Origin of the sequence: Selenomonas ruminantium AC2024 (genome assembly GCF_000687995.1) — a bacterium.
GTDB classification, from domain to species: domain Bacteria; phylum Bacillota; class Negativicutes; order Selenomonadales; family Selenomonadaceae; genus Selenomonas_A; species Selenomonas_A ruminantium_B.
In genome coordinates, this window is sequence record NZ_JIAC01000001.1 from 1,409,313 (window position 1) to 1,432,820 (window position 23,508).

The following is a 23,508-nucleotide window of genomic DNA, read 5'->3' on the forward strand; positions in this document are numbered from 1 at the left end:
TATGGCTGTGATACAATAAAAGCCGTAAAGAAAAGACGTTAAGGAGCAGTATGGATGATTGAACGGATTGACAGCCCTGCCAACAAAAAGGTCAAACTGGCGGCGGCGTTGAAGCAGCGCAAACAGCGGGAAAAGACGGGCCTGTTTGTGGCTGAGGGGATAAGGCTCTGCGAAATGGCAGCAGATGCCGGCTGGCAGATAGAATTCGGCCTTTTGACAAGTCAAATTTTGGAGCAGAAGCGAGGAACCGAGCTGGTGGAAAAATTGACTTGTCAAAAATGCCCGCTCTATGAGGTGCCGGACAATATCTTTGCCAAGGCCGCAGGTACGGAAACGCCGCAGGGCATCATGCTGGTGATGGCACAAAAAAATCCCTCCCTGCCAGCTGGGGCAGAAAGGGATAAGCCGCTCTATGTGGTGATGGATGGGGTGCAGGACCCCGGCAACGCCGGTACCATTATCCGCACGGCAGATGCGGTGGGTGCGGACGGTGTCATTTTGTTGAAAGGCACGGTGGACGTGTATAGCGACAAGGCCGTGCGTTCCACTATGGGCAGTATCTTCCATGTGCCTGTATACAGCGGTGTTACGCAGGATGAATTGACGGAATTTGTGCAGGAAAGTGGCTTGCAGCTTTTGGCTACGGCCTTGGATGAAACGGCCAAACCGCATTTCCAGCAGGATTTTACCCAAGGTACTGCGGTGGTGCTGGGCAATGAGGGCAACGGCGTATCCCAAGAGCTCTTGGCGGCTGCACAAAAGACCTATATTCCCATGTATGGGCAGGCGGAATCCCTGAACGTGGGCATGTCGGCGGCGATTGTGCTCTATGAAGCTCTGCGGCAAAGGAAGTTTTGAGGATTGCGTTAACATCTATATGCTAAGGCGCCCGGTGACTGACGATGCTTTTCCTCTGCTTAGACAAGCTTGCCAAACGCGACGGAAAAGTATCGTCAGTCACCGGGCTTAGTTCCTATAAGGTAATGCCTAATGCCAATGACAATAGATACCTAAAATACCCTGTTTGATGTTGACCGTCAGTTTTGACTGGTTAGGCAGCAGTTCGTTGCTGATGGCGTTGGGGAAGGTTTGGGTTAAGGTGGCGTTTGTAAGGGGCCATCGGACATTGTTGATAGTTACGCCAGTACAGGCAGCGGTAAAGGGAAGCAGGGAAATGGCCTGGGGATGTATGTTGAAATGAAAAGTCAGTTCCTCATCCTTTTTGACGAAAGCGATGGTTTCCTGTTCATCGCTTATAATGCAAGGTACTTTGTGATGAGCGCAGGAAAACATCAGACTATAGAGGTGGTCGAAGCGGCCGCCGAAGGCTCCCGTGATGAGAATGGCGGGAGCGTTTTTCATTTTTGCTAGAGCCAGCTGAGTGTCCGTTAAATCCTTTGCGGCGGGAAATTCCTCCACGGGTACGCCGAGGCTTTTGCCCCATTCCCAGATGGCAGGGGCGGCGCTGTCGCCGTCGCCGAGAATGTAATCCGGGCGTATGTTTTGCGCATGGCAGGTATCAAGGCCATGGTCAGCGGCAAAGAGTTTGGCAACGGGCGGAAGTTCCTGCAGCCAGGCAGCGGCAGGAGCACGGCCACCGGTAATCAATAGCCAGGGCATTTTGCAGAGGGCTGGGCTTTGGATAAAAAGCTGGGGCAGCTTTATCCCGGGAATATCGTTTGACGTCATAACTTTTACCTCGATTTATGTTATAATGATAATTATAGCATAACATGGAGTTGGTTATGGGACAATGTGTATTGGAAAGGAGCTGGCAAAGGATGGTTCAATTTACGTATTATGGTCATGCTTGTTTTCTGTTGGATGATGGCAAGTATAAGGTACTTTGTGATCCGTTCCTGACAGGAAATCCCAAGGCAACGGTGAAGCTTGAGGATGTGGAGGCAGATTTCATCCTGATTACCCATGCTCATGGCGATCATTTGGGGGATGCACCGGAGATTGCTGACCGCACAGGTGCCGGACTGGTGGGGATACCAGAGGTATTAGGCCTGTGTGATGAGCGGGTGCCAGGACTCAAGCAGCATCCCATGAATCTGGGCGGCTCTTTGACTTTGCCCTTTGGCAAGGTGCGCATGACATTGGCGCAGCATAGCAGCGGCGTGCCGGGCGGCATTGCCTGTGGTTATGTCATCTATATGGGCGGTTTGAAGATTTATTTTGCCGGGGATACGGCGTTGTTCTCGGATATGCAGCTTATCGGCAAGAAGGATGATTTGGATTATGCCATCCTGCCCGTAGGCGATAATTACACCATGGGACTTGAGGATGCGGCCATGGCGGCGCAGCTCTTAAATGCGCGGCACATCATTCCCGTTCACTATAACACCTGGCCCATCATCAATCAGGATGTGCGCCATTACAAGGAGATTACTGAAGCCATGACCCGGGCAGAGGTGCATATTGTAGAGCCCGGCGGCAATTGGGAAATGCAGGCATGACAGGCAAGGAAAAGTTAATTGTAATCTTAGGCCCCACGGCGGTGGGGAAAACGGATTTATCCATAGAACTGGCAAAAAAAATAGACACAGAAATTATTTCCGGTGACTCCATGCTCTTTTACCGGGGCTTTGATATCGGTTCGGCCAAGCCATCCGTGGAAGAGCGGCAGGGCATCGTCCATCATCTGGTGGACAATCTGGAACCGTGGGAAAGCTTCAATGTGACGGATTTTGTGCGGGAGGGGCAGCAGCTTATCCATGCGTTGAACGCGCAGGGCAAAATCCCCATCATTGCCGGAGGCACAGGGCTATACATCAAGGCCTTGCTGGAGGGATATGAATTCAATGAAACGGCTGACCACAGTGACTATCGGCAGGAGCTGACAGCACTAGCGGAGGAAAAAGGCCGCGACTATATTCATGGCCTGCTGCAGAAAGCAGACCCGGAGGCGGCAGAGCGGATTCATGCCAACAACCTGCGCCGGGTGATTCGTGCTTTGGAAGTGGCGCACTTTGGCGGCGAGCAGATTTCCCAGCAGAAGGAATATGGCGAGGGCGATTTGGCTTATGATGTCTATGTCATTGGTCTGAACCGCGAGCGGCAGGGACTCTATCAGCGCATCAATGAGCGGGTGGAACTGATGTTTGCCGCCGGTTTGGAAGCGGAAGTAAAGACGCTTCTGGCAGGTGGTGTAACCCGTGATATGCAGGCCATGCAGGGTATAGGCTACAAGGAAACAGCGGCGTACATGGCCGGAGAAATGACCCGTGAGGAAGCTGTGGATTTGATTCAGAAAAGCACCCGTCACTTTGCCAAGCGGCAGCTGACCTGGTTCCGCAAGATGCCCTACATCCATTGGTATATGGCGGATGAAATGACAAGTGAGAATCTTTTGCAAAGCGTTTGCCACGATTTAGCAGGATTTTTCCCGGAATTGGCGAATTAAATAAATATCGTGATTACATGGAGGGGTTTTTTATGCCAGCAAAAGCAATCAATTTACAGGATACGTTCCTCAATCAGGTGCGAAAAGAAAATATCGGCGTGACCATTCATCTGGTTAACGGCTTTCAGATTAAAGGCAATGTAAAGGGCTTTGATAATTTTACGGTGGTACTGGATGTAATGGGCAAGCAGCAGATGGTGTACAAGCATGCCATCTCCACCATTACGCCGGCTAAAACCGTCAACTTTATGAGTGAAAAAGAAGAAGGCTGATTCCATAAGAAACAGCACCCCCTTGTTCGTTATGACCAAGGGGGCTTTTTGCAGGAAATATATTGGGGGACTGCATTGACATGAGCAAGAAGAAAAGGATTATTTTCCTGAGTCTGGCAATCACTATTCTGGCTGTGGGATATGTCATCGGGGCTTATTTTGTGGACTATGCGCTGAAGCGCGGCAATGATACGGACCCCTTGGCACCACCCGCCGCCTGTGTGAGCATTCACGACAAGACCAGGGAAGTGCCTGCGTTGCCCAAGGCCAAAAGTGAACCGTGGCATAATGTCTCCGCAGATGGCAGGAATCTGGCAGCAACCCACTTTTTTCCGGAAAAACCGGGGAAGCGCTGGGCCATTCTCGTGCATGGTTATGGCCGGGACCAGCGTTATGCCAGAGATTATGCCGAGGCTTATCTGGCAAGGGGCTATCAGGTGCTAACGCCTGACCTCTGTGCCTCCGGGACGAGTGAAGGCCGGTATATCACCATGGGGGTAAAAGAGAGTGAAGAAGTGGTCCGTTGGGCTGCGAAAATCAAAGAGTATGACCCGGAGGCGGAAATCGTATTGCACGGCGTGTCCATGGGAGCGGCCACGGTCATGCTGGCGGCAGCCAGAGAGGATATGCCGGGGCTGGTGGCGGTTATCGAGGACTGCGGCTATACCAGTGCCTATGAGATGTTTGCCAACCAGCTAGGGGTTATCTTTGGCTTGCCGGAGTTTCCCATCATGCCCTGCGTGGATGTGGTCAGCGGTTTTAAGACCGGCGCCAAAGTGTCTGCTGCCGCACCGCTGCAGGTGATGCCGCGTATAAAAGTTCCCGTCATGTTTATTCATGGGGACGCCGACACACTGGTTCCACCGGCGATGATGGAGGATTTGTTTGCCGCCTGCAACGCCCCAAAAGAAAAATTTGTCGTGGCAGGTGCAGGCCATGGGGATGCGATGAAGGAAGCCGGGGACGAATATTGGCAACACATTTTTGCTTTTTTAGCAGCGGTGACAAAGTAAAAATACACAAGATTCAAAAAAATAATTTACAGGAATCGGCAGCACAAGTAAAATAACGGTAAAATGGCAGGAGCTGTTGCGTATGATTTCGTATTTATGCAACAGTTCCTTATTTTTACAAGACATGACGGAGGTAATTTATGGAACAATCATTTTCTATTCCTATTTCCCGCCGTGACTTCATGAAACTGGCGGGGCTTTCTGCCGCAGGTGCATTGCTGGGCGGGGCGCTGCCTCAGGGAAAAGCAGAAGCAGCCACAGGCCGCTTTGACTTTGCCGGGGCAGACCTGCCGGTGCTTTGCGAGGTGGATGTCTGCGTGGCAGGAGGCGGCTCTGCCGGGACAGCGGCTGCCATCAATGCCTCCAAAAACGGGGCGAAGACCGTGCTGGTGGAGCAGGGCATTTCATTGGGAGGCCTGGCCACCCAGGGCTGCGTTTTCCCCTGTATGCCCACTTTTGCCTATGACAGCGATACCCCTTATATAACGGAACTCAACCAGCGCATGGAAAAGCAGGGTTCTCCTGTCATGATGGGCTTTGAGGATGAGAATTTCTACGGCGGCGGCGCAGGCCAGTATATGCCTGAGTGGCTGACCTGGGCCTGCGACGAGTGGTGCGAAGAAACAGGTGTGACCATTCTTTATGGTACCTCGTTGGTGGGAGCAGTTGTAGAAGACGGGGCTATTACGGCCTGTGTGGTGCAGACCGCCGAGGGCCTGGGGAAAATCAAGGCCAAGACCTTTATCGATGCCACAGGCGATGCCCTGTTGGCTCGTTTTGTCGGGGTGCCCACGGAAAAGGGCTCGGAAAAATCAGGGCGTAATCAGCCCATGAGCTTGCGCTTTGAAATGAGCGGCATCGATGTGCCGAAAGTCTTTCACTTCTTCCACGACAAGCTGAAGGACACCTGGATGGGGAAGAAAGGTGCCGAAAAATTTTTGCAGGATGTGAAAAAAGGCCGCAATCCCTTTATGGAATTTGCCAAATGGAAGAAGACTGAGGACTTCTTCAAAAGCGGCCTCAAGACGGGCGAGCTGACCGAAGATGACCTCCTGTATATTCAGGCCTTCACCTTGCGGGGCAAGCCCCATACCATGAGTATGAACTGCCCGGAAATGCCTCCTATGTTTTTTTCCTCCACGGATGCCATGTCACGCAGTCAGGCGGTGACCTTCGGGCGGAAGATGAGCCGCCGTCTGGCTTTGTTCTTCCAGAAGCATATCCCGGGCTTTGAAAAGGCCTATATCAGCAGGGAAGCAAGCATGGTGGGGGTGCGGGAGTCCTGGCGCATCCGTGGAAAGTATTATCTTGAGGCCGATGATTATCTAAAAGCCCGCAAGTTCCCCGATGCGGTATGCCGCACGGCTTATCCTATTGACATTCACGATGTGCAGCTGGATTTGTATAAAAAACTTGCTAAGGGCGAATACTATGAGATTCCCTTCCGGGCACTGGTGGCAGATAAGGTCACAAATCTTTTGGTGGCTGGCCGCTGCGCCAGCGGTAGCTTCGCCGCTCAGGCTTCCTTCCGCATCCAGCCCACTTGCATGAGCATGGGCGAGGCTGCAGGCATTGCCGCCGCCTGGGGACTCAAGCACAACATTCCCGTTTCCAGTTTGAAATGGGAGGATATACCAGAAAGTCAGCGCAGTTATGTAAGTAAGCCTTAGTTTTGCCTGTGGCAAAACTGGAACAAAGGCGTTATAATAGGAGCAGAGTTTTGCAGAGGGGCCGTGGTCTTGTTAAAACGGCCCCTCGTTTTTTATGATAAGGAGTTCCCATGAAATTACGAGGTTTTGAGATTGTAAGCGACTGGCAGGATAAGGCGATTCATCTGCCCCAGCGGCAGACGGGGGCCAGCGCGGGGTATGATATCGAGGCGGCGGCGGATTGTGTAATTCCCGCCGGTGGCATGGTGCTGGTGCCCACGGGGCTGAAAGCCTATATGCAGGCGGGAGAGGTGCTGACCCTCAACATCCGTTCCAGCATGGCGGTGAAGCATCATTTGATGCTGGCCAATAGTGTGGGCATTATCGATGCGGATTATTACGATAATCCCGGCAATGAAGGCCATATCATGGTGGCCATGGTGAATATGGGGCAGGAAGAATTTATGATTCGCAAAGGTGAGCGGGTGGCTCAGGGGATTTTCCTGAACTACCTGACGGCAGATGATGACGAGGCTGGTGCAGGGGCAGAGCGTCAGGGAGGCTTTGGCTCCACTGGCAAAGGAGAATAAAGATGGCAGAGGAAATGGATTTATTTGCGGCGGCCGCACAAAGCCAAAGCAGTACCGGCAGTGGCAGTGCCACGCGGTTTGCGCCCCTGGCACAGCGCATGCGGCCCCGCAATTTCAATGAATTCGTGGGACAGCAGGAGGCGGTGGGAGGCGGCCGTTTCCTGCGACAGATGATGGAAAAAGATCAAATTTCGTCCATGATTTTCTATGGCCCGCCCGGCACCGGCAAGACTACGCTGGCGCAGATGATTGCCAGCATGACCGGCAGTGAATTCAAGAAACTCAATGCGGTAGCGGCGGGCATTGGCGATATCCGGCAGATTGTCAAAGAAGCGGATGACGCGCGGAAATTTTACCAAAAGCGCACGATTGTATTTATCGACGAAATCCACCGCTTTAACAAGAGTCAGCAGGATGTGCTCCTGCCCTATGTGGAGGACGGACGGCTGATTCTGATTGGCGCGACGACGGAAAATCCCTTCTTTGAGGTCAATCATGCCCTGCTTTCGCGGGTGCGGATTGTGCGGCTTTATCAGCTGACCGATGGACAGCTCGTGAAAATCCTGCGACAGGCACTAACGGACAAGGAAAGAGGGCTGGGCGGCCAGCCGATAACTGTAAGTGATGAAGTAATCCTCGCCATGGCGCAGATGGCGGGCGGCGATGCCCGTATGGCACTCAATATTCTGGAGGGGACAGCCAGTATGTTGCCGCTGACCGGTGGCGAGATTACGCTGGATATGGTGCAGGAGATTCTGGGCCAGCGGGTACAGCGCTACGATAAGACGGGCGATAACCATTACGATACGGTGTCGGCCTTTATCAAGAGTATGCGGGGCAGTGACCCGGATGCGGCCCTGCATTATTTGGCGCGCATGCTTGCGGCAGGGGAAGATGTGAAATTTATCGCGCGGCGCGTGGTGATATGCGCGTCTGAAGATGTGGGCAATGCTGACCCCATGGCGCTAGTGGTGGCCATGAATGCGGCTAATGCTGTGCAGTTCGTGGGCATGCCGGAGGCGCGGATTATCTTAGGGCAGGCGGTGACCTATATTGCGTCTGCGCCTAAGAGCAACGCCGCCTATATGGGCATTGATGCCGCTCTGCAGGACGTGCGCAGCAAGAACTGCGGCGCAGTGCCTACTCATTTGCGGGACGCGCATTACAAAGGCGCGGCAAAACTGGGGCATGGCACGGAGTATATCTATCCGCATGATTATCCGGGGCATTTTACCGAGCAGGCCTACTTGCCCAAGGAAATACAAAATGCCCATTACTACCAGCCAAGCGACAACGGTCAGGAAAAGCGCATGGGGGATTATCTGCGCAAGTGCTGGCCGGATAGGTTTTAAGGGGAGTGTAAGAAATGAAAATGGATGAACTGGGGAAACAACTTTATGACGTATTAGGCGGACGGGAGAATATCCTGCAGGCCTATAACTGCATGACAAGACTCAGGGTGCAGTTAAAGGAAAAAGACGAGAAACTGCTGGAGGCAGTCAAGCAGGTGCCGGGGGTTATGGGAATCCACGATACCGAGGAAGAACTGCAGATTATCCTAGGCCCGGGAACGGCCACGCAGGTGACTACGGTGGTCAATGAACTATTGGAAAATACCAAGGCTAATAAGCCAAAGATTGGCGATGGCAAGGAACTCCATCAACAGATTCGGGAGAAAAATGCCACGCCGGGCAAACTGCTGCTCAAAAAGATTGCCGGCATCTTTATTCCATTGATTCCCGCCTTTATCGCTTGCGGCTTGCTCACGGGGATACTCGGTGTATCGGCCAAAATCTGGCCGGGGATAACGGCTTCGCCGACATGGCAGCTGTTAGCCGTAGCGGGCAATGCCGTATTCTGGGGGATGAATCTCTTTGTGGGTTATAATGCGGCCAAGGTTTTCGGCGGTACGCCGATTCTAGGCGGGGCACTGGCGGCTCTAATCAGTCATCCGGGGCTGGCCAATGTGGTGTTTGACGGGAGTAAGCTCGTTCCCGGCCGCGGCGGTGTTATCGCTGTGATTTTGGTGGCTTTTCTGGCAGCATGGCTGGAAAAGCGTTTGCACAAACTGATTCCCACGGTTTTTGATTTGTTCCTGACCCCGCTGCTGACTTTCCTGCTCGCGGGTGTTGCGGCAATTTTTGTCCTGCAGCCGTTGGGCGGTGCAATATCCTCGGCGATTGGTGCGGCGGCTACGGGCGCCGTAGGTTCTGGCGGTGCAGCTGTGGGCTTTGTTCTGGGCGGTATGTGGCTGCCGATGGTCATGATGGGCATTCATCAGGCATTGACGCCGATTCATGCCGATTTGATTTCCCAGTTTGGCGTGACGATTCTCCTGCCGATTCTGGCTATGGCTGGTGCTGGTCAGGTCGGTGCGGCTATCGCGGTCTATGTAAAGAGCAAGAATAAATTCCTGAAGAAAACCGTGGCCTCGGCTCTGCCGGTAGGTCTGATGGGCGTGGGCGAGCCGTTGATTTACGGTGTTACCCTGCCTTTGGGCCGTCCCTTTATCGGGGCTTGTATTGGCGGCGCCTTTGGCGGTGCGGTGCAGGCACATTTTATGGTCGGTGCATCGGCTATGGGAATTTCCGGCCTGCCGCTGGCGGGGACAACCAACAATATCCCCATTTACCTGCTGGGCGTAGTGGTCGCCTATATCGCAGGCTTTATTGCCACGTATTTGCTGGGCTTTGATGACCCGGTGGAAGAAAAGGAGTCGTAATTTTTCCATGTTGGATTTGCAAAAGATAAGTACCGAGCGCCGCAATCCTGCGAGTGCCCATATCGATGAACTGCCCACGGTAGAAATGCTGCGGATTATCAACGAGGAAGATAAAAAGGTCGCCTTGGCGGTCGAAAAAATTCTGCCGGAAATCGCTGAGGCGGTGGACATCATCACCGACAGGCTGGCAAAGGGAGGGAGGCTCTTTTATCTGGGGGCCGGCACTTCCGGGCGGTTGGGGATTCTGGATGCTTCGGAATGTCCGCCAACCTATGGCGTGGACTTTGAACTCGTGCAGGGGGTTATCGCCGGTGGTATGCCGGCCATCTTCAAGGCACAGGAAGGCGCCGAGGATAATGGCGAACTTGCCTGTCAGGATTTGGCGGACAGAGGCTTTAGCGCCGCTGATGTGTTGGTGGGCATTGCTGCTTCCGGTCGCACGCCCTATGTGATTGGCGGTCTGCAATATGCCCGCAAGCTTGGTGCAGCAACGATTGCGCTGGCATGCTCAGCCAATGCCGCGATTGCCGAAGAAGCGGACATTGCTCTGCTGCCCGTGACAGGGGCAGAGGTGGTAACGGGCTCTACGCGTATGAAAGCCGGTACGGCGCAAAAACTTGTGCTCAATATGCTCTCCACAGGCACGATGATTAAACTCGGCAAGGTTTACGGCAATCTGATGGTGGATGTCAAAACCTCCAACAAGAAGTTGGAGGAGCGCGCGAAGAATATCGTTATGGAGGCCACGGGCTGCAGCCGGGAAGAAAGCATTGCGGCACTCGCAGAAGCGAAGGGCAATGCCAAACTGGCAATCTTTATCCACCTCACTGGGGCGGATTATGTGGAAGGAAAAACGGCACTGGCTGAAGCTGACGGTCATCTGGCCCAGGCCTTAAAGAGCAGGAGGTAAGCGGATGGAAAACGGTATTTCCCTTTATCCCGGATTGGACAATACGCTGACAGAAAATCTGCAGCTTCTTGAGCAGGCGGCTAGGTGCGGTATTCGCCGGGTCTTTACCTCCCTGCATATTCCGGAAACCGATGTGGCGGTTTTGAAAAAAGAACTGGCCACACTTCTGGAAGCGGCGAGAAAACATGGCATGGAGATTATCTCGGATGTTTCGCCCCAGACACTTTCCATGCTCGATATGCCGAAATTTGACATGTCAACTTTTCAGCAGTTGGGCATTACCACCCTGCGGCTCGATTATGGTTATGAGGCGGCGCAGATTGCGGAATTCAGTCATAATGAGCTGGGCATCCGCCTGCAGTTAAACGCCAGCACCATTACGGAAAAGATTTTGTCCGAGCTGCAGGCAGCCGGTGTGGACTTTTCTCATCTGGATGCATTGCATAATTTCTATCCCCGCCGTGGGACAGGGCTTAGTGAGGCGGCCTTTTGCCGGAAAAATGCCCTGCTGAAACAATACGGCATCAAGGTGGGAGCTTTCGTGCCGAGTCAGGGAAAACAGCGGGGGCCGCTCTTTGAGGGCTTGCCCACGTTGGAAGCGCATCGCCTCTGGCATACGGATAGGGCGGCCCGCCATCTGGCAGCACTCGGCATGGATTCCGTATTTCTCAGTGATAGCCTGCCCCTGCCGGAGGAATTGGCAACAGTCGGTAAACTGCGCGGGAATGAAGTGGTGGTAGAAGCCCAACTGCTTACGGGCGATAAAATTCAGCAGGAACTGCTGAACCATACCTTCACGGCGCGTGAGGATGAAGCCCGTGATGCCATCCGTGCACAGGAAAGCCGGGGCTTCCTGCAGGGAACTGTAGAACCGGAACGCAATAAGGAACGGCGGCGCGGCGCCATCACCATCGACAATAAGGATTATCTGCGCTATATGGGGGAACTGGAAATCATCAAAAAATCCCAGCCCGCCGATAAACGCGTCAACGTGGTGGGAAGAGTCAGCGAATGTGAACTCTTTATGCTCAAATACATCACACCGGGGAGAAAATTTTCGTTTCAATTTGAATAAGGCAGTAGCAAGACGAAGGGCCAGTTGGGTTAAACCAACTGGTCTTTCTGTCTTGCGGAGGGGGGCAACTGTGCTATGGAGAGTGTAAAATTTTTACACATTCAACTCTCGCATAAGCGCATTTTGCAACATATTGGAGACGTTGATATTTTTTTCGATGAGCCAATCTAGACTCCAAGCCAATTTTTCTTATGATTATTCCGTGCCTTCCAGCAGGAAGTCTCTGATATTCTGATGTATGATGCCGTCACGGCTCATATTAAATTCATCCAGTGAAAGCACATATTTTGGGTAGTTGTCGCGGATGTTCCTGTACACGCCGAACTCGCGCTCTACGGTTTCGGGGGTGGCTAGGATATAGCTGACTTGTATATAGATCTTCTCGGACTGGCGTTTGGCAATGAAATCGACTTCTTTTTCTCCGTACTTTCCTACGGTGACTTCATATCCACGGCGCAGCAGTTCCAGAAAGACAATGTTTTCCAGCATGAGGTTAATATCCTGCATATTTCCACCAATGACGGCCTCTCGGATGCCGTGGTCGGCCAAGTAGTATTTTTCCTGCACACTCAGAATTTTCTTTCCTGCTATGTCCTGTCGTTTGACTGGATAGAAAAGAAAGGCCTCTTGACCTGCGTGGAGATAGTTCAGAATAGTATCAGGGGCAACTTTGCGTCCCTCGTTCTTCAGGTATTTGGAAATAGATGTAGCGGAAAAGGTGTTGCCGATATTGGCGGTGACATAGGCAAGGATGCGCTCTAGCAAGTCCACGTCACGAATTTTCTTACGGCGCACGATGTCTTTTAGCTCAATGGCATTATAGAGGTCTTGGAGATATTGTTTGACAGGTTCTGCCTGATATTGCAGGTTTCCAAGATAGGGCATGCCGCCGAATTGCATATACAGGTGGAAGCAGTCTGCCACTGTGCGGTCAGGCTGCTTTTCGTGCATCGCTTCACAAAACTCTCGGAAAGAAAGAGGGTATATGACAAACTCAACATAGCGCCCCGCCAGGTAGGTGGCCAGCTCCCCGGACAGGAGCTTGGAGTTTGAGCCTGTAATGTAAATATCGCAGTCAAGGTCAACACGGAAGGAGTTGATAGCTTTTTCCCAATGTGTCACTTCCTGCACTTCATCGAAGAACAGGTAGACTCTTCCTGTTATGGCTTTTGCTTTTTCAAGCACATCTTTATGCAGTGCTTCGGCAGTGCATAGATGGGAAAGGGTCAAGGATTCAAAGTTGTAGGTCAGCATGGATTCAGCGTCCACGCCGGATTTTTTCAATTCACGCTGAATGAGTTCCAGCATGACCGATTTGCCACAACGCCGGATGCCAGTGATGACCTTGACCAGTTCCTGATTGATAAAAGGACGGATTCTATCCAAATATAAGCTACGATTTATCATATATACCTCCATTATGTAATTATAACCGATAAACGTCTAGTAATACATATTTTATCAGTTATAACTAATAAAATCAATATTTGTAGCATCATCATCAAGTATAATTAACGAATAGGAGTCAAGGCTCGTCAATGAAAGCGAAAAACTCTTAAAATTGCACATAGAACCGATATATCATACAGAGAGGAGGGCTTCTCATGAAGGTTGCAGGTTTAGAAGAAAGTATGGCAGTATATTGGTGAAGGAGTTTGTAAACGGCAAGCTCGACACCTGTTACCGCAAGCCGCCGAATTTGAAGGACGTCCCCGATGAATCCAAGCCCGTGCCTAAAACTGCCGATGGTACGGAGCTCCATACCCGGCGGAAATTGAAGAAGGTACCGGCTGTCCGGCTTTTTGAGGATATGGCCTGAAAAGCGGTGATAGTCTTTGACAGTGAGATTTTTTTTTGTTATATTATTAGAATAAATTTTAGTAATTCACTTGGAATTTTGAGGTGGGAATAGATGAAAATCTCAACCAAGGGCAGATACAGTGTGACGGCGCTTTATGAATTGGCGCAGCGTTATGGCAAGGGGCCGGTTTCGCTCAAGAGTGTAGCCCAGAGTCAGGGGCTTTCGGAAAATTATCTGGAGCAGCTCATGGTGCCTTTGCGGCGGGCGGGGATTGTGCAGAGCATCCGCGGTGCGCAAGGCGGCTATCTGCTGGCGAAGAAGCCTGCGGATATCACCATCGGCTCCATCATTACCACCGTGGAAGGACCTATTGCGGTGGTGGACTGCCTGCTGGCAGATGTGGATGCGGCCGAGCAGAAGTGCAGCAAGGCCTGCGGTTGCGTGACCCGGGGCATTTGGGAGAAGGTCTGCGACAGTATTACCGAAGTACTGGACAGCATCACGCTGCAAAATCTGCTGGACAATGACCAGAACAAAAAAAATATTGGCTGTGCCCATTAAGAGCAGCCTTCCTGGGAGGGAAGGCTGTTTTTCGTGTAAAAAAAATTTGTATTAAGCTGTATATTTATGTATAATGTTTTTTGGTAGTGCTTGTAAAGGGCACTTTGGATAAATGGGGAGGAAAATCAGACATGATCGGTGATAAGTTACGCGCAGAGCGTGAACGTCAAAATTTAACAATTCAGGACATTGCCAAGGGCACCAGTATTCGTGCCCTCTATATAGAAGCGATTGAAAAGGGTGAGTACGGACAGCTGCCGGGGACAGTTTATGCCAAGGGCTTTATCCGTAACTATGCCAATTTCTTAAAGATTGATGCTGACGCAGTGGTGCGCCAGTTTATGGAAGAAAACCATCCGGAAGAGGTGGCTGCTGCCGAAGAAGTAAAACAGCAGCTGGCGGAAGCGGAAGAGGCCAACAAGGCTGAGGTAAAGGCCAAGCTGGCTACGGGCAGCGAGTACCGCGACCAGGTATCCACACCGAGCAATCGTCAGAACACATTGTTGATTGCGTTGATTGTGCTGCTGGTGGGCGGCGGGATTTACTATCTCTTCGCCATGGATGACAGCAATGCGCCGAAAACTGCGACTAAGACCGTTACGCAGCAGACGGCTAAGGCTCCTGCAGTTAAGAGCCAGCCGGCAAATGAACAGCCGAAAGAGCAGCCTGCCGTCAAGAAAGTGGATGGGGTAGAGCTCGTGGCTAAGTTCACGGACAAGTGCTGGACGCAGGTAGTGGCCGATGGCAAGACTGTTTATGAAGGCACGATTGAACCGGGCAAGACCGAAACCTGGAAGGGCAAGGAAAAAGTGGTTATCACCGCAGGTAATGCCGGGGCTGTAGAGATGAAAGTGAATGGCCAGGATATGGGCAAGGCTGGTGATATTGGCCAGGTTGTGGAAAAGACGTTCACACCGGATAAGGCCGGTCAGGCTTCTCAGGCAGATAAGAAGGACAGCAAGAAATAATGAATGAATTTTTGCCAATCAGCAAAAAGGATATGGAAGAACGGGGCTGGGAGCAGCTGGACTTTGTCTTTGTGTCCGGCGATGCCTATGTGGATCATCCCAGCTTCGGTCCCGCCATTCTTTGCCGATTACTCGAAAAGCATGGCTATAAAGTAGGGATTATTCCCCAGCCGGACTGGCATTCTACCAGGGATTTTGACCGCCTGGGAAAACCACGGCTGGGGTTTCTTGTCTCTGCAGGGAATATGGATTCCCTGCTCAACAAGTTTACTGCGGCGAAAAAGATGCGTCATCAGGATGCGTATTCGCCGGGCGGCAGGTCCGGCTTCCGTCCGGAACGGGCGACTATAGTCTACTGCAACCGCCTGCGGGAGCTTTATCCCGATGTGCCCATTATCATCGGTGGCATTGAGGCCAGTCTGCGCCGCATGGCGCATTATGATTATTGGTCGAATGCCGTGCGTCGTTCCATGCTGGTGGACAGTGGTGCCGACATGCTGATTTTCGGTATGGGGGAGCAGGCGCTTCTTGAAGTCGCTGCTGATTTGCAGCAGGGCGTGGAGATTGGCAATATTCAGGATGTGCAGGGGACCTGCTACAAGGTGCCTAATATGGATTACGTTTGGGATTATCTGCCATTGCCGTCCTATCAGGAAGTAAGCGCGGACAAGCGCAAATTTGCCGAGGCCTTTAAGCTCGAATATCTGGAGCAGGATGCTTTCCGTGGCCGCAAGCTCGCCCAGCAGAATGATGAATGGTGTGTGGTGCAGAATCCACCGGCCAAGCCCCTCACAGAGGAGCAGATGGATGAGATTTACGACCTGCCCTATATGCGCACCTGGCATCCCATTTACGACAAGGATGGCGGTGTGCCCGCCATTGCGGAGGTGCAGTTCAGTCTCTTGAGTCAGCGCGGCTGTTTTGGCGGCTGCAACTTCTGCGCGATTATCTCCCACGAAGGACGGATTATCCAGCGGCGCAGCCACGAATCCCTATTGCGTGAGGCGAAGATTCTGACGCAGCAGAAGGGCTTCAAGGGCTATATCCATGATGTGGGCGGCCCTACGGCGAACTTCCGCCGCACGAGCTGTGATGGCCAGTTAGAGCGCGGCACTTGCCGGGGCAAGCCCTGCCTGTCACCGATTCCCTGCAAGAATCTGGTGGCCGACCACAGCGATTATATCAAACTCCTGCGGGAACTGCGGGCTCTTCCCGGTGTCAAGAAGGTCTTTGTGCGTTCTGGCGTGCGGTTTGATTATCTGCTGCTGGCCAAGGATGAGTTCTTGAGGGAACTCTGCGAGCATCACATCAGCGGTCAGCTCAAGATTGCACCGGAGCATATCACTGACCGGGTGACCCGCATGATGGGCAAGAGCAATCGCAAGGTCTATGAACGGTTCGTGGACAAGTTCACGGCCATGAATAAAAAGCTGGGCAAGAAGCAGTATTTGGTGCCTTATTTCATGTCCAGCCATCCCGGTTCCAAACTCGAAGACGCCATTGAGCTGGCGGAATTTATCCGGGACAAGGGCTATCATCCCCAGCAGGTGCAGGATTTTATCCCCACACCGGGAACCCTTTCCACCTGCATGTGGTACACGGGCCTTGACCCGCTGACCGGTGAAGAAGTCTACTCGGCCAAATCCCCGGAGGACAAGCTGATGCAGCGGGCCTTGATGCAGTATTGGCTGCCGAAGAATCAGGCCATTGTGCGCAAGGCGCTCACCAAAGCCGGGCGTACGGACTTAATCGGCTTTGACAAGAAATGTCTGGTGCGCCCGGCTGGCGAACGATTTGACAAGTCAAAAAATGACAAGTCAAAATTGACAAGTCAAAAGGCGAATCGGCCGAAAAATAAAGCGATAAAGAAGGTGCGGCGATGAAATGCCCATATTGTAAACAGAACGACAGTCGAGTAATAGATTCCCGGTCGGCAGATGATGGGGCAACCATCCGCCGCCGCCGGGAGTGTACGTCCTGTGGCCGCCGCTTCACCACCTATGAAGTGGTGGAACGACAGCCGCTGATGGTGGTCAAGAATGACGGCCGCCGCGAAGTTTTTAAGCGGGAAAAGATTTTGAACGGCATCATCCGGGCCTGCGATAAGCGGGATATTTCCCTAGAGAGCATTACCAGCCTCACCAATGATATTGAGCGTGATATCCGCAATACCATGGAGCAGGAAGTACCCGCCTCCGAAATCGGCAAGCTGGTGATGAGCAAGCTCAAGAATTTTGATGAAGTGGCTTATATCCGCTTTGCTTCGGTGTACCGGAAGTTTGCAGACATCAGCAGCTTTATGGAGGAACTGCAGGAATTGCAGGCCCATAAGGAACAGGAAAAAGATAAGTAGTAAGGCGTAAGGAAAAAGGAGTAAGGCATTTGGCTTGGGCGTTAAAACAGGAGTTAAAGGAACAACTGGCGGCAGAGGAAGGTTATTACCGCTATCCTTTGGGCACTCGTCTGCCTGTGGCCCTGGCGTATCCTAATTCCTATTTTGTAGGCATGTCCAATCTGGGGCTGCATATTATTTATGAGCTCTTAAACAAGCGCAGTGATACCGCTTGCGAGCGTGTGTTCCTGCCCGAGCGCAAGAGTCTGGAGCGTTATGAAAATACCCGCACACCGCTTATGAGTGTGGAAAATCAGCTGCCGCTGCAGCAGTTTGCCATGATTGCCTTTGTCCTGTCCTTTGAGATGGACTATTTCAATGTGGTGAAGATGCTGGAGCTGGGCAAGGTCCGCGTGCGGGCGGCAGAGCGCGGCGATATGGACCCGCTGGTTATTGCCGGCGGCCCCTGTGCCACCTTTAACCCCGAGCCGTTGTCGGCGGTGATAGATGCTTTCGTCATCGGCGAGGGCGAAGTCATTATGCCTGCCCTGATGGATGTCTTTTATCAGGCGCGCGGCGAGGGACTTTCCCGCGCAGAAATGCTGCAGCGTCTTGCGCAGGTGCCGGGCGTCTATGTGCCGTCTCTTTATGAACACCGCTATGGGGAGGATGGCCGCCTGCTGGCCATTGCTCCGGGGCAGAATGTTCCTGCCAAAGTCAGCCGTCAGTGGCTGCAGGATTTGGATGCGTATCCAGCCCATACCGTGGTGCGTACGGAGAACACGGAGTTCAACTTCTACCTCATTGAAACGGCGCGCGGCTGTGGCCGTCATTGCCGCTTCTGCATGGCGGGCTACTGCTTCCGCCGTCCCCGCAATCGCTCGCTTTCCGTGGTGACGCGGGAGGTCAAAGACGCCCTGCAGTATAAAAAGCGCATCGGTCTGATGGGCGCGGCTATCTCGGACTATCCGGAGATAAACGAACTTTGCAAGGATATCCTGGGGGAAGGGCTTTCGATGTCCGTGGCTTCCTTCCGCGCGGATTCCGTAACGAGAGAACTGGTGGACTCTCTGGCTGAAAGCGGACTCAAGACGCTGACCATGGCGCCAGAGGCGGGCAGCAGCCGCATGCGGGCCATCATCAACAAGGGCATTGAGGAGGAACATCTCTTTAACGCCATGGATATGGGGCTGGCGGCGGGCATTCGTCACTTCCGTCTCTACATTATGATTGGCCTGCCCTTTGAGCAGGACGAGGACGTGGAGGCTATCGTGGATTTGGCCGGACGCCTTAAGGATTATATGGAGGAACATGGCAGCAAGGGAACCCTGACCCTTAGCGTCAATCCCTTTATTCCCAAACCCTTTACACCCTTCCAGTGGCTGCCCATGGCCGACAAGAAATATGTGGAAAAAGCGGCCAAGACCTTGACACAGGGCCTGCGCAAGCGCAAAAATATTATTGTGGGTGTGGAATCTCCCAAGGAAGCCTATATACAGGGAGTGCTCGCCCGCGGTGATAGACAGGTGGGCGAAGCCTTACTGCTGGCCTGTGAAAATGGCGGCAGCAAGGCATTTAAGCGGGCCATGAAGGAATGCGGCCTCGCCATGGACGATTACCTTTACCGTGAGCGGGAAGCAGACGAACTTTTCCCCTGGGAAAGTCTCGACATGGGCTTTACCCGGGAATACATCTATCAGGAAATGAAAAAAGCAGCAGAATTAAAACCTACCATACAGTGCTTTGACGGTTGTCATCGCTGTGGTGTATGTGGATAATAGAGAGTTGGCAAACGGGGTGAGCAAATGAGTTTTGCAATCGAACATATGGGTAATAATCTGTGGCGGGGGAAGTTTACTTCCTTCGATGAGAAAATCTGCCAGCATGCCTTCAGCGCCCGTCTGGGGGGCGAAAGCGTCAAGCCGTACAAGGGGCTGAATATGGCACTGCATGTGGGCGATGAAGCAGATATTGTCTGGAAAAATCGTCAGCGTTTCTTTCAAGCGCTGGAGCTGAAAGCGGAAAAACTGGTGACGCCGCAGCAGGTTCATGGAGCGAACATTCAGCGGGTGAGCATGGCGGATGCCGGCAGAGGCGCTAAGGATTATGCGGATGCCATCGCAGGTACCGATGCCCTGATTACCAATGAACCGGGGCTGCCATTGATGCTGTGCTTTGCCGACTGCGTTCCGGTTATCTTCTTGGACCCGGAGAAGCAGGCCGTGGGAATTGCCCATGCCGGTTGGAAAGGAACCGTGGCCAAAATCGCTCGCGAAACCGTCTATCGCATGCAGGAGGAGTTTGGTTCTAATCCGGCAGATATCCTCGCGGGCATTGGCCCGTCCATTGGCCCTTGCTGCTTTGCCGTAGGTGAGGAGGTCGCAGAAAAATTCCGTGAAGCCTTCGCAAAGGATGTTGAATACATCATTTCCGAAAAAGATGGCCAGCTCTATGTGAATCTCTGGGAGGCCAACCGTCTGCAGCTGCTCGAAGCAGGCATCTGTAAGAATCATATTGAAATGGCTGATACCTGTACGGACTGCCAGCACCAGTGGTTCTATTCCTATCGGGCGGATGGCGGACAGACCGGGCGCATGGCCGCCATCATTGCACTGAATCAGTACTAATAATTCGACGAAATCAGGGGTGAGTGTTTTGGGGCAGGAAATAGCAGAGCGTTACCAGAATGTTGCAGCAAAGATTGAAGCAGCCAAGCAGCGGCGTACCACTGTGCCGAAAGATGCGGCCGTCACATTGGTGGCCGTCACCAAAAATCACGATGTGGCAGCTATGCGGGAAGCCATTGCTGCAGGTGCCACAAATGTGGGTGAAAACCGTGTGCAGGAGGCCAAGGGCAAGTTTGCCGAAATCGGCAATAGCGTCACCTGGCATCTTATCGGTCACTTGCAGACCAACAAGGTGCGCCAGGCGGTGAAATTTTCAGACCTGATTCACTCCGTAGACAGTCTCCATTTGGCGGAGGCCATCAGCAGCGAGGCGGCTCGCATCGACAAGGTGCAGGATATCCTCGTGCAAGTCAATCTGGCCAAGGAGGACAGTAAGTCCGGCGTCTACCGGGAGGATTTGCAGGAAGTGCTGCAGGCGGTGACGAAACTGCCTAATCTGCGTTTGCGGGGCCTCATGTGCATGGCTCCCAACTATGATGACGTAGAAAAATGCCGCCCCCTATTTCGGGAAATGTATAAAATTTATCAGCAGATAAAGGAAATGGGTCTGCCTGCGTCGAATATTGATATGTTATCGATGGGAATGACCCATGATTATGAAATCGCTGTGGAAGAAGGCGCCAATGTGGTGCGTGTCGGTACGGCGATATTTGGGCCGCGTCAGTATTAACGAGTAATGAAGGGGACTAATCATGAGTATTATAGATAAAGTTTGTGGAAAAATGGGCCTGATGGATCCGGCGGATGAAAAGCTGGATTACGAGGAAGAGAGAATTAAGGAAGAACGGAATTTTGAACCGGAAGAAGAGGAAGAGAGTTTTGCTATGAATCATGATCGCAGCGACAGTTCCCGGAATGTAGTGGATTTTCAGTCGGCAGCTTCTGCCCGGGAAAGCAGTACCGTTACCAATATGAAGATGAAGGTTATCGTCATTGAGCCTAAGACCTTTGACGATGCCCAGCAGGTGGCGAACAATCTCCGGGAGAAAAAGCCCGTGGTGATTAACTTTGAAAAGACCGAGGCTGACGATGCCAAGCGCATTATCGACTTCATCAGCGGCACGACCTATGCGCTCAACGGCGAAATCAAGAAGGTCGGGCATAATGTATTCCTGTGTGCTCCGAGCAATGTCAACGTGAGCTATACGGAAGAGGAAAAGAAAGTTTCGGCAGAAATGCCCTGGCTGAAAAAATAAGGGACACATCATATGGCAAGTGAACAAAAAGAAAAACTCATTCGATTTTATAAAGGAACTGAGGGTGAAGAAACCGTCATCAAATTGGTGGATTTAGCGGAAAATGTTCTGCGCACCCAGAAGTTCCGCATCTCCGGCTTCCTTGACCCCTTTGGGCAGGAAATTGCCGAAACCGTGGCCGCTAACTACGGCAATATCCGCGTGGATTTTGCGGGCGGCTATCAGGGGGCAGAACGGGCAAGAGCCATCTTCATCCACGAGGATTTTGTCGGTACGCCGACAGGCTTTGGCATTGACTGCATCGAAGCCAAATGGAACGGCCAGTTTGCCCGCCTCAGTCACCGTGATGTTTTGGGCGCGCTGATGGGGCAAGGCATCGAGCGCGATACCATCGGCGATTTGCTCGTCACCAATGATTCCGTCAAGATTATCTGCGAGGAAAAGATGGCAGACTTCCTGCTTGCAAACCTCGATAAAATCGGCGCGGTCGGCGTGGCATGTGAACGTTCAGACCTCAGTACCATCGCGCCCAAGGAAGAACGCTGCAAGGAAATCCGCGCGACAGTAGCTTCTCTGCGTGTGGATTCCATCGCCGCCGCAGGTTTCGGCTCCTCCCGCAGCAAAGCGGCTGCCGATATTGCCGCCGATAAACTCAAAATCAACTGGCAGCCCGCCAAAAGCGCCTCCCAGAATGTCAAAGAAGGCGACATCCTCTCCATGCGCGGCAGAGGGCGGCTGGAAGTGGCTGAGGTCAGAGGTACAACCAAGAAAGGGCGTACGGTTGTGGTGTTAAAAAGATATTTGTGATGATGTTGTTTGTAAGCTCCCGAAGAAGAATGGCATTCTCAAACGGGGGCTTTTTGCATAACGACAATCTATATATAAGGTGAATGATTCTTGCTGACCAGATAATTCGATAACGTCAGACTCAGCACCAACACGTTGCTGTTCTGCTCGAAATCATAATGAGCAAAATACAATAATCTTATATTATTGTATTTGATTTTGTGAATTGTATAAGTATTATACTCGCGAGCAGTGAATTTTCTCATTGCTATCCAGCAATCAATACAGCTGAAGACAGTGGATTTGGTAAATTTTACCGCTCACGAGTATAATTAACAGGGGAAATGCTTTTATGGATGGAATAATGGACACGTTTGAGAAAGTTACCAAGAAACTACATGGCAAAAGGTATCAGTCACATAAGTTCTGCTACGACACAGCGAACAACTCTGTCATAGAGTACGATGCAGACCAAGAGGTAAACTGGAAAGAGTACGGAGAAACCGAACACTTTACTAAACCTAGAGATTTAACTGCCATTAAGCAGAAATTAGCAGGTCAAGAGTCATGGTTCAAGTATTTTCTAGATGGTTCAAGGCATACATACAAAGTAGATGATATGTCCTTTGGTAAGAATGTATATCCTATATTAGCAGGGCAGGTAGGCGTTAGTTGTTGTCGCCGTGTTGGAAAGAAGATGCAACAGGAGTTCTTTAGACGGAAGTTAGTTATGTCCGTTCCCAATAGTGCATTACCATCAGAGTTTGATAAAGTCGATGATGCTCTTAAATTAAGAGATAAAATAAATAAAAGTGAAAAATTAGTTGTAGCACGAAAGAAATTCAAAAACGAAAATCTATTCATAGACGATATAATACCATATAATCTGGACTTAGATGCCAAGTATGAAAATAAGGGCATAACAAAGATACAGGATTATATGATAGAGCAGGAAAAGAATGCTGTTATTAGCTTAGTTAAGGAAAATAAGGTTAAAGCAGGAGCATATTTAATCAAAGATGGCTCATTGGAGTATAAAGCTGTTGAAAACCACAATATGAATTTGTCCGAAGCCAAAATGAAACATTATTACCAGTATGTAATAGGCGTTTCAAAATCATTTAATCCAACTAAGTGTTATGTAAAGGGTGGAGGAACTAATTCAAGTATAATAGCAGGTTTACGAAAGAATGAACGTACTCCTGCATACTGTTACGAATCAAAAATCTCTGGTGAAGGGGTTTCTTTTTGTGTATGGTACTTGCGTATAAGAGATAGTAAGTATACGCAGAATGTTTTTGATGGCGTTATCAAGATAGAAAAGTTAATACAGGACAATGAGGTAAAGCATGGCGTAAATACCGATTTAATTGATATGTTGTCAGCTTTTTTATTAAAAGAATCAAACCCTGTATGTTATGGTAATGATAACCGTTGGGCAAATCATTTATACCCTATTTACGTTACGGAAACTTATGCTAAAAGTAAATATATGAGTAATGGCTTATTTTTAAGCCTATTTTAAGGAGAGCTAAAA

24 protein-coding genes are annotated in these 23,508 nt (G+C 51.4%); 22 read left to right on the plus strand and 2 right to left on the minus strand.

The window, feature by feature from the left end; translation table 11 throughout:
• The first annotated feature begins 54 nt into the window (after positions 1 to 54).
• Positions 55 to 858, plus strand: a complete 804-nt coding sequence (locus tag P157_RS0106630) for a TrmH family RNA methyltransferase (protein ID WP_037368183.1) — start codon at positions 55 to 57, stop codon at positions 856 to 858.
• A gap of 129 nt (positions 859 to 987) precedes the next feature.
• Here P157_RS0106630 and P157_RS0106635 read toward each other — a convergent pair whose 3' ends face one another.
• Positions 988 to 1,689: a thiamine diphosphokinase gene (locus tag P157_RS0106635; RefSeq protein WP_026760296.1), complete on the minus strand. Its 702-nt coding sequence runs from the start codon at positions 1,687 to 1,689 to the stop codon at positions 988 to 990.
• A gap of 92 nt (positions 1,690 to 1,781) precedes the next feature.
• Here P157_RS0106635 and P157_RS0106640 point away from each other — a divergent pair, with 92 nt between their 5' ends.
• The 10 genes from P157_RS0106640 (at position 1,782) to P157_RS0106685 (ending at position 11,640) form a co-directional block, all read left to right on the plus strand.
• On the plus strand, positions 1,782 to 2,462 hold the full coding sequence (locus tag P157_RS0106640; protein WP_026760297.1) for a metal-dependent hydrolase: 681 nt from the start codon (positions 1,782 to 1,784) through the stop codon (positions 2,460 to 2,462).
• Positions 2,459 to 3,409 (plus strand): tRNA (adenosine(37)-N6)-dimethylallyltransferase MiaA, encoded by a 951-nt coding sequence (miaA, locus tag P157_RS0106645; RefSeq protein WP_026760298.1) that lies wholly within the window; start codon positions 2,459 to 2,461, stop codon positions 3,407 to 3,409. Before P157_RS0106640 ends, miaA begins: the two co-directional genes overlap by 4 nt.
• Before the next feature lie 32 nt (positions 3,410 to 3,441).
• A complete protein-coding gene (gene hfq / locus P157_RS0106650) occupies positions 3,442 to 3,681 on the plus strand; it encodes an RNA chaperone Hfq (protein WP_026760299.1) in 240 nt (79 codons plus the stop codon).
• Between the two features lie 80 nt (positions 3,682 to 3,761).
• Entirely contained in the window at positions 3,762 to 4,694 is a 933-nt protein-coding gene (locus P157_RS0106655) for an alpha/beta hydrolase (protein ID WP_026760300.1), read from the plus strand.
• 140 nt (positions 4,695 to 4,834) lie between these two features.
• Entirely contained in the window at positions 4,835 to 6,364 is a 1,530-nt protein-coding gene (locus tag P157_RS14045; RefSeq protein ID WP_051598530.1) for an FAD-dependent oxidoreductase, read from the plus strand.
• A 110-nt stretch (positions 6,365 to 6,474) separates the two neighbouring features.
• The gene (gene dut / locus P157_RS0106665) at positions 6,475 to 6,933 is read left to right on the plus strand and encodes a dUTP diphosphatase (RefSeq protein WP_026760301.1); all 459 of its coding nucleotides are present in this window, start codon (positions 6,475 to 6,477) and stop codon (positions 6,931 to 6,933) included.
• 2 nt (positions 6,934 to 6,935) lie between these two features.
• Positions 6,936 to 8,285, plus strand: a complete 1,350-nt coding sequence (locus P157_RS0106670; RefSeq protein WP_026760302.1) for a replication-associated recombination protein A — start codon at positions 6,936 to 6,938, stop codon at positions 8,283 to 8,285.
• 14 nt (positions 8,286 to 8,299) lie between these two features.
• On the plus strand, positions 8,300 to 9,655 hold the full coding sequence (locus P157_RS0106675; protein ID WP_026760303.1) for a PTS transporter subunit EIIC: 1,356 nt from the start codon (positions 8,300 to 8,302) through the stop codon (positions 9,653 to 9,655).
• Between the two features lie 7 nt (positions 9,656 to 9,662).
• Positions 9,663 to 10,565 carry an N-acetylmuramic acid 6-phosphate etherase gene (gene murQ / locus P157_RS0106680; RefSeq protein ID WP_026760304.1) on the plus strand — a complete coding sequence of 301 codons (903 nt, stop codon included), beginning with the start codon at positions 9,663 to 9,665 and terminating at the stop codon, positions 10,563 to 10,565.
• A gap of 4 nt (positions 10,566 to 10,569) precedes the next feature.
• Positions 10,570 to 11,640, plus strand: coding sequence for a DUF871 domain-containing protein (locus P157_RS0106685; RefSeq protein WP_026760305.1), 1,071 nt, complete (start codon positions 10,570 to 10,572; stop codon positions 11,638 to 11,640).
• 195 nt (positions 11,641 to 11,835) lie between these two features.
• On the opposite strand, the gene P157_RS0106695 is transcribed toward P157_RS0106685, so the two are convergent.
• Entirely contained in the window at positions 11,836 to 13,026 is a 1,191-nt protein-coding gene (locus P157_RS0106695) for an ATP-binding protein (protein WP_230578454.1), read from the minus strand.
• A 259-nt stretch (positions 13,027 to 13,285) separates the two neighbouring features.
• Here P157_RS0106695 and P157_RS15475 point away from each other — a divergent pair, with 259 nt between their 5' ends.
• The 11 genes from P157_RS15475 to P157_RS0106750 all read left to right on the plus strand — a co-directional run bounded on the left by P157_RS15475 (position 13,286) and on the right by P157_RS0106750 (position 23,496).
• Positions 13,286 to 13,459, plus strand: coding sequence for a hypothetical protein (locus P157_RS15475; RefSeq protein WP_155266712.1), 174 nt, complete (start codon positions 13,286 to 13,288; stop codon positions 13,457 to 13,459).
• Between the two features lie 93 nt (positions 13,460 to 13,552).
• A complete protein-coding gene (locus tag P157_RS0106705) occupies positions 13,553 to 14,002 on the plus strand; it encodes an RrF2 family transcriptional regulator (protein ID WP_026760307.1) in 450 nt (149 codons plus the stop codon).
• A 131-nt stretch (positions 14,003 to 14,133) separates the two neighbouring features.
• Entirely contained in the window at positions 14,134 to 14,970 is an 837-nt protein-coding gene (locus P157_RS0106710) for a helix-turn-helix domain-containing protein (protein ID WP_026760308.1), read from the plus strand.
• A complete protein-coding gene (locus P157_RS0106715) occupies positions 14,970 to 16,853 on the plus strand; it encodes a YgiQ family radical SAM protein (protein ID WP_037368186.1) in 1,884 nt (627 codons plus the stop codon). The genes P157_RS0106710 and P157_RS0106715 overlap by 1 nt, the downstream gene beginning before the upstream one ends.
• On the plus strand, positions 16,850 to 17,323 hold the full coding sequence (gene nrdR, locus P157_RS0106720) for a transcriptional regulator NrdR (RefSeq protein WP_026760310.1): 474 nt from the start codon (positions 16,850 to 16,852) through the stop codon (positions 17,321 to 17,323). Before P157_RS0106715 ends, nrdR begins: the two co-directional genes overlap by 4 nt.
• Before the next feature lie 29 nt (positions 17,324 to 17,352).
• Entirely contained in the window at positions 17,353 to 19,080 is a 1,728-nt protein-coding gene (locus P157_RS0106725; protein ID WP_026760311.1) for a TIGR03960 family B12-binding radical SAM protein, read from the plus strand.
• A 27-nt stretch (positions 19,081 to 19,107) separates the two neighbouring features.
• Positions 19,108 to 19,929 (plus strand): peptidoglycan editing factor PgeF, encoded by an 822-nt coding sequence (gene pgeF, locus P157_RS0106730; RefSeq protein ID WP_026760312.1) that lies wholly within the window; start codon positions 19,108 to 19,110, stop codon positions 19,927 to 19,929.
• Between the two features lie 28 nt (positions 19,930 to 19,957).
• Positions 19,958 to 20,659, plus strand: a complete 702-nt coding sequence (locus tag P157_RS0106735; RefSeq protein WP_080695400.1) for a YggS family pyridoxal phosphate-dependent enzyme — start codon at positions 19,958 to 19,960, stop codon at positions 20,657 to 20,659.
• Between the two features lie 22 nt (positions 20,660 to 20,681).
• Positions 20,682 to 21,185 carry a cell division protein SepF gene (locus P157_RS0106740; protein WP_026760314.1) on the plus strand — a complete coding sequence of 168 codons (504 nt, stop codon included), beginning with the start codon at positions 20,682 to 20,684 and terminating at the stop codon, positions 21,183 to 21,185.
• 12 nt (positions 21,186 to 21,197) lie between these two features.
• Positions 21,198 to 21,992, plus strand: coding sequence for an RNA-binding protein (locus P157_RS0106745; protein ID WP_026760315.1), 795 nt, complete (start codon positions 21,198 to 21,200; stop codon positions 21,990 to 21,992).
• Between the two features lie 331 nt (positions 21,993 to 22,323).
• A complete protein-coding gene (locus P157_RS0106750; protein WP_026760316.1) occupies positions 22,324 to 23,496 on the plus strand; it encodes a hypothetical protein in 1,173 nt (390 codons plus the stop codon).
• Positions 23,497 to 23,508 lie beyond the last annotated feature (12 nt).

Bases quoted from the DNA above. Each gene is read 5' to 3' on its own strand.
- P157_RS0106630 (WP_037368183.1), top strand. From the start codon at position 55: ATGATTGAACGGATTGACAGCCCTGCCAACAAAAAGGTCAAACTGGCG.
- P157_RS0106635 (WP_026760296.1), bottom strand. From the start codon at position 1,689: ATGACGTCAAACGATATTCCCGGGATAAAGCTGCCCCAGCTTTTTATC.
- P157_RS0106640 (WP_026760297.1), top strand. From the start codon at position 1,782: ATGGTTCAATTTACGTATTATGGTCATGCTTGTTTTCTGTTGGATGAT.
- miaA (WP_026760298.1), top strand. From the start codon at position 2,459: ATGACAGGCAAGGAAAAGTTAATTGTAATCTTAGGCCCCACGGCGGTG.
- hfq (WP_026760299.1), top strand. From the start codon at position 3,442: ATGCCAGCAAAAGCAATCAATTTACAGGATACGTTCCTCAATCAGGTG.
- P157_RS0106655 (WP_026760300.1), top strand. From the start codon at position 3,762: ATGAGCAAGAAGAAAAGGATTATTTTCCTGAGTCTGGCAATCACTATT.
- P157_RS14045 (WP_051598530.1), top strand. From the start codon at position 4,835: ATGGAACAATCATTTTCTATTCCTATTTCCCGCCGTGACTTCATGAAA.
- dut (WP_026760301.1), top strand. From the start codon at position 6,475: ATGAAATTACGAGGTTTTGAGATTGTAAGCGACTGGCAGGATAAGGCG.
- P157_RS0106670 (WP_026760302.1), top strand. From the start codon at position 6,936: ATGGCAGAGGAAATGGATTTATTTGCGGCGGCCGCACAAAGCCAAAGC.
- P157_RS0106675 (WP_026760303.1), top strand. From the start codon at position 8,300: ATGAAAATGGATGAACTGGGGAAACAACTTTATGACGTATTAGGCGGA.
- murQ (WP_026760304.1), top strand. From the start codon at position 9,663: ATGTTGGATTTGCAAAAGATAAGTACCGAGCGCCGCAATCCTGCGAGT.
- P157_RS0106685 (WP_026760305.1), top strand. From the start codon at position 10,570: ATGGAAAACGGTATTTCCCTTTATCCCGGATTGGACAATACGCTGACA.
- P157_RS0106705 (WP_026760307.1), top strand. From the start codon at position 13,553: ATGAAAATCTCAACCAAGGGCAGATACAGTGTGACGGCGCTTTATGAA.
- P157_RS0106710 (WP_026760308.1), top strand. From the start codon at position 14,134: ATGATCGGTGATAAGTTACGCGCAGAGCGTGAACGTCAAAATTTAACA.
- P157_RS0106715 (WP_037368186.1), top strand. From the start codon at position 14,970: ATGAATGAATTTTTGCCAATCAGCAAAAAGGATATGGAAGAACGGGGC.
- nrdR (WP_026760310.1), top strand. From the start codon at position 16,850: ATGAAATGCCCATATTGTAAACAGAACGACAGTCGAGTAATAGATTCC.
- pgeF (WP_026760312.1), top strand. From the start codon at position 19,108: ATGAGTTTTGCAATCGAACATATGGGTAATAATCTGTGGCGGGGGAAG.
- P157_RS0106740 (WP_026760314.1), top strand. From the start codon at position 20,682: ATGAGTATTATAGATAAAGTTTGTGGAAAAATGGGCCTGATGGATCCG.
- P157_RS0106745 (WP_026760315.1), top strand. From the start codon at position 21,198: ATGGCAAGTGAACAAAAAGAAAAACTCATTCGATTTTATAAAGGAACT.
- P157_RS0106750 (WP_026760316.1), top strand. From the start codon at position 22,324: ATGGATGGAATAATGGACACGTTTGAGAAAGTTACCAAGAAACTACAT.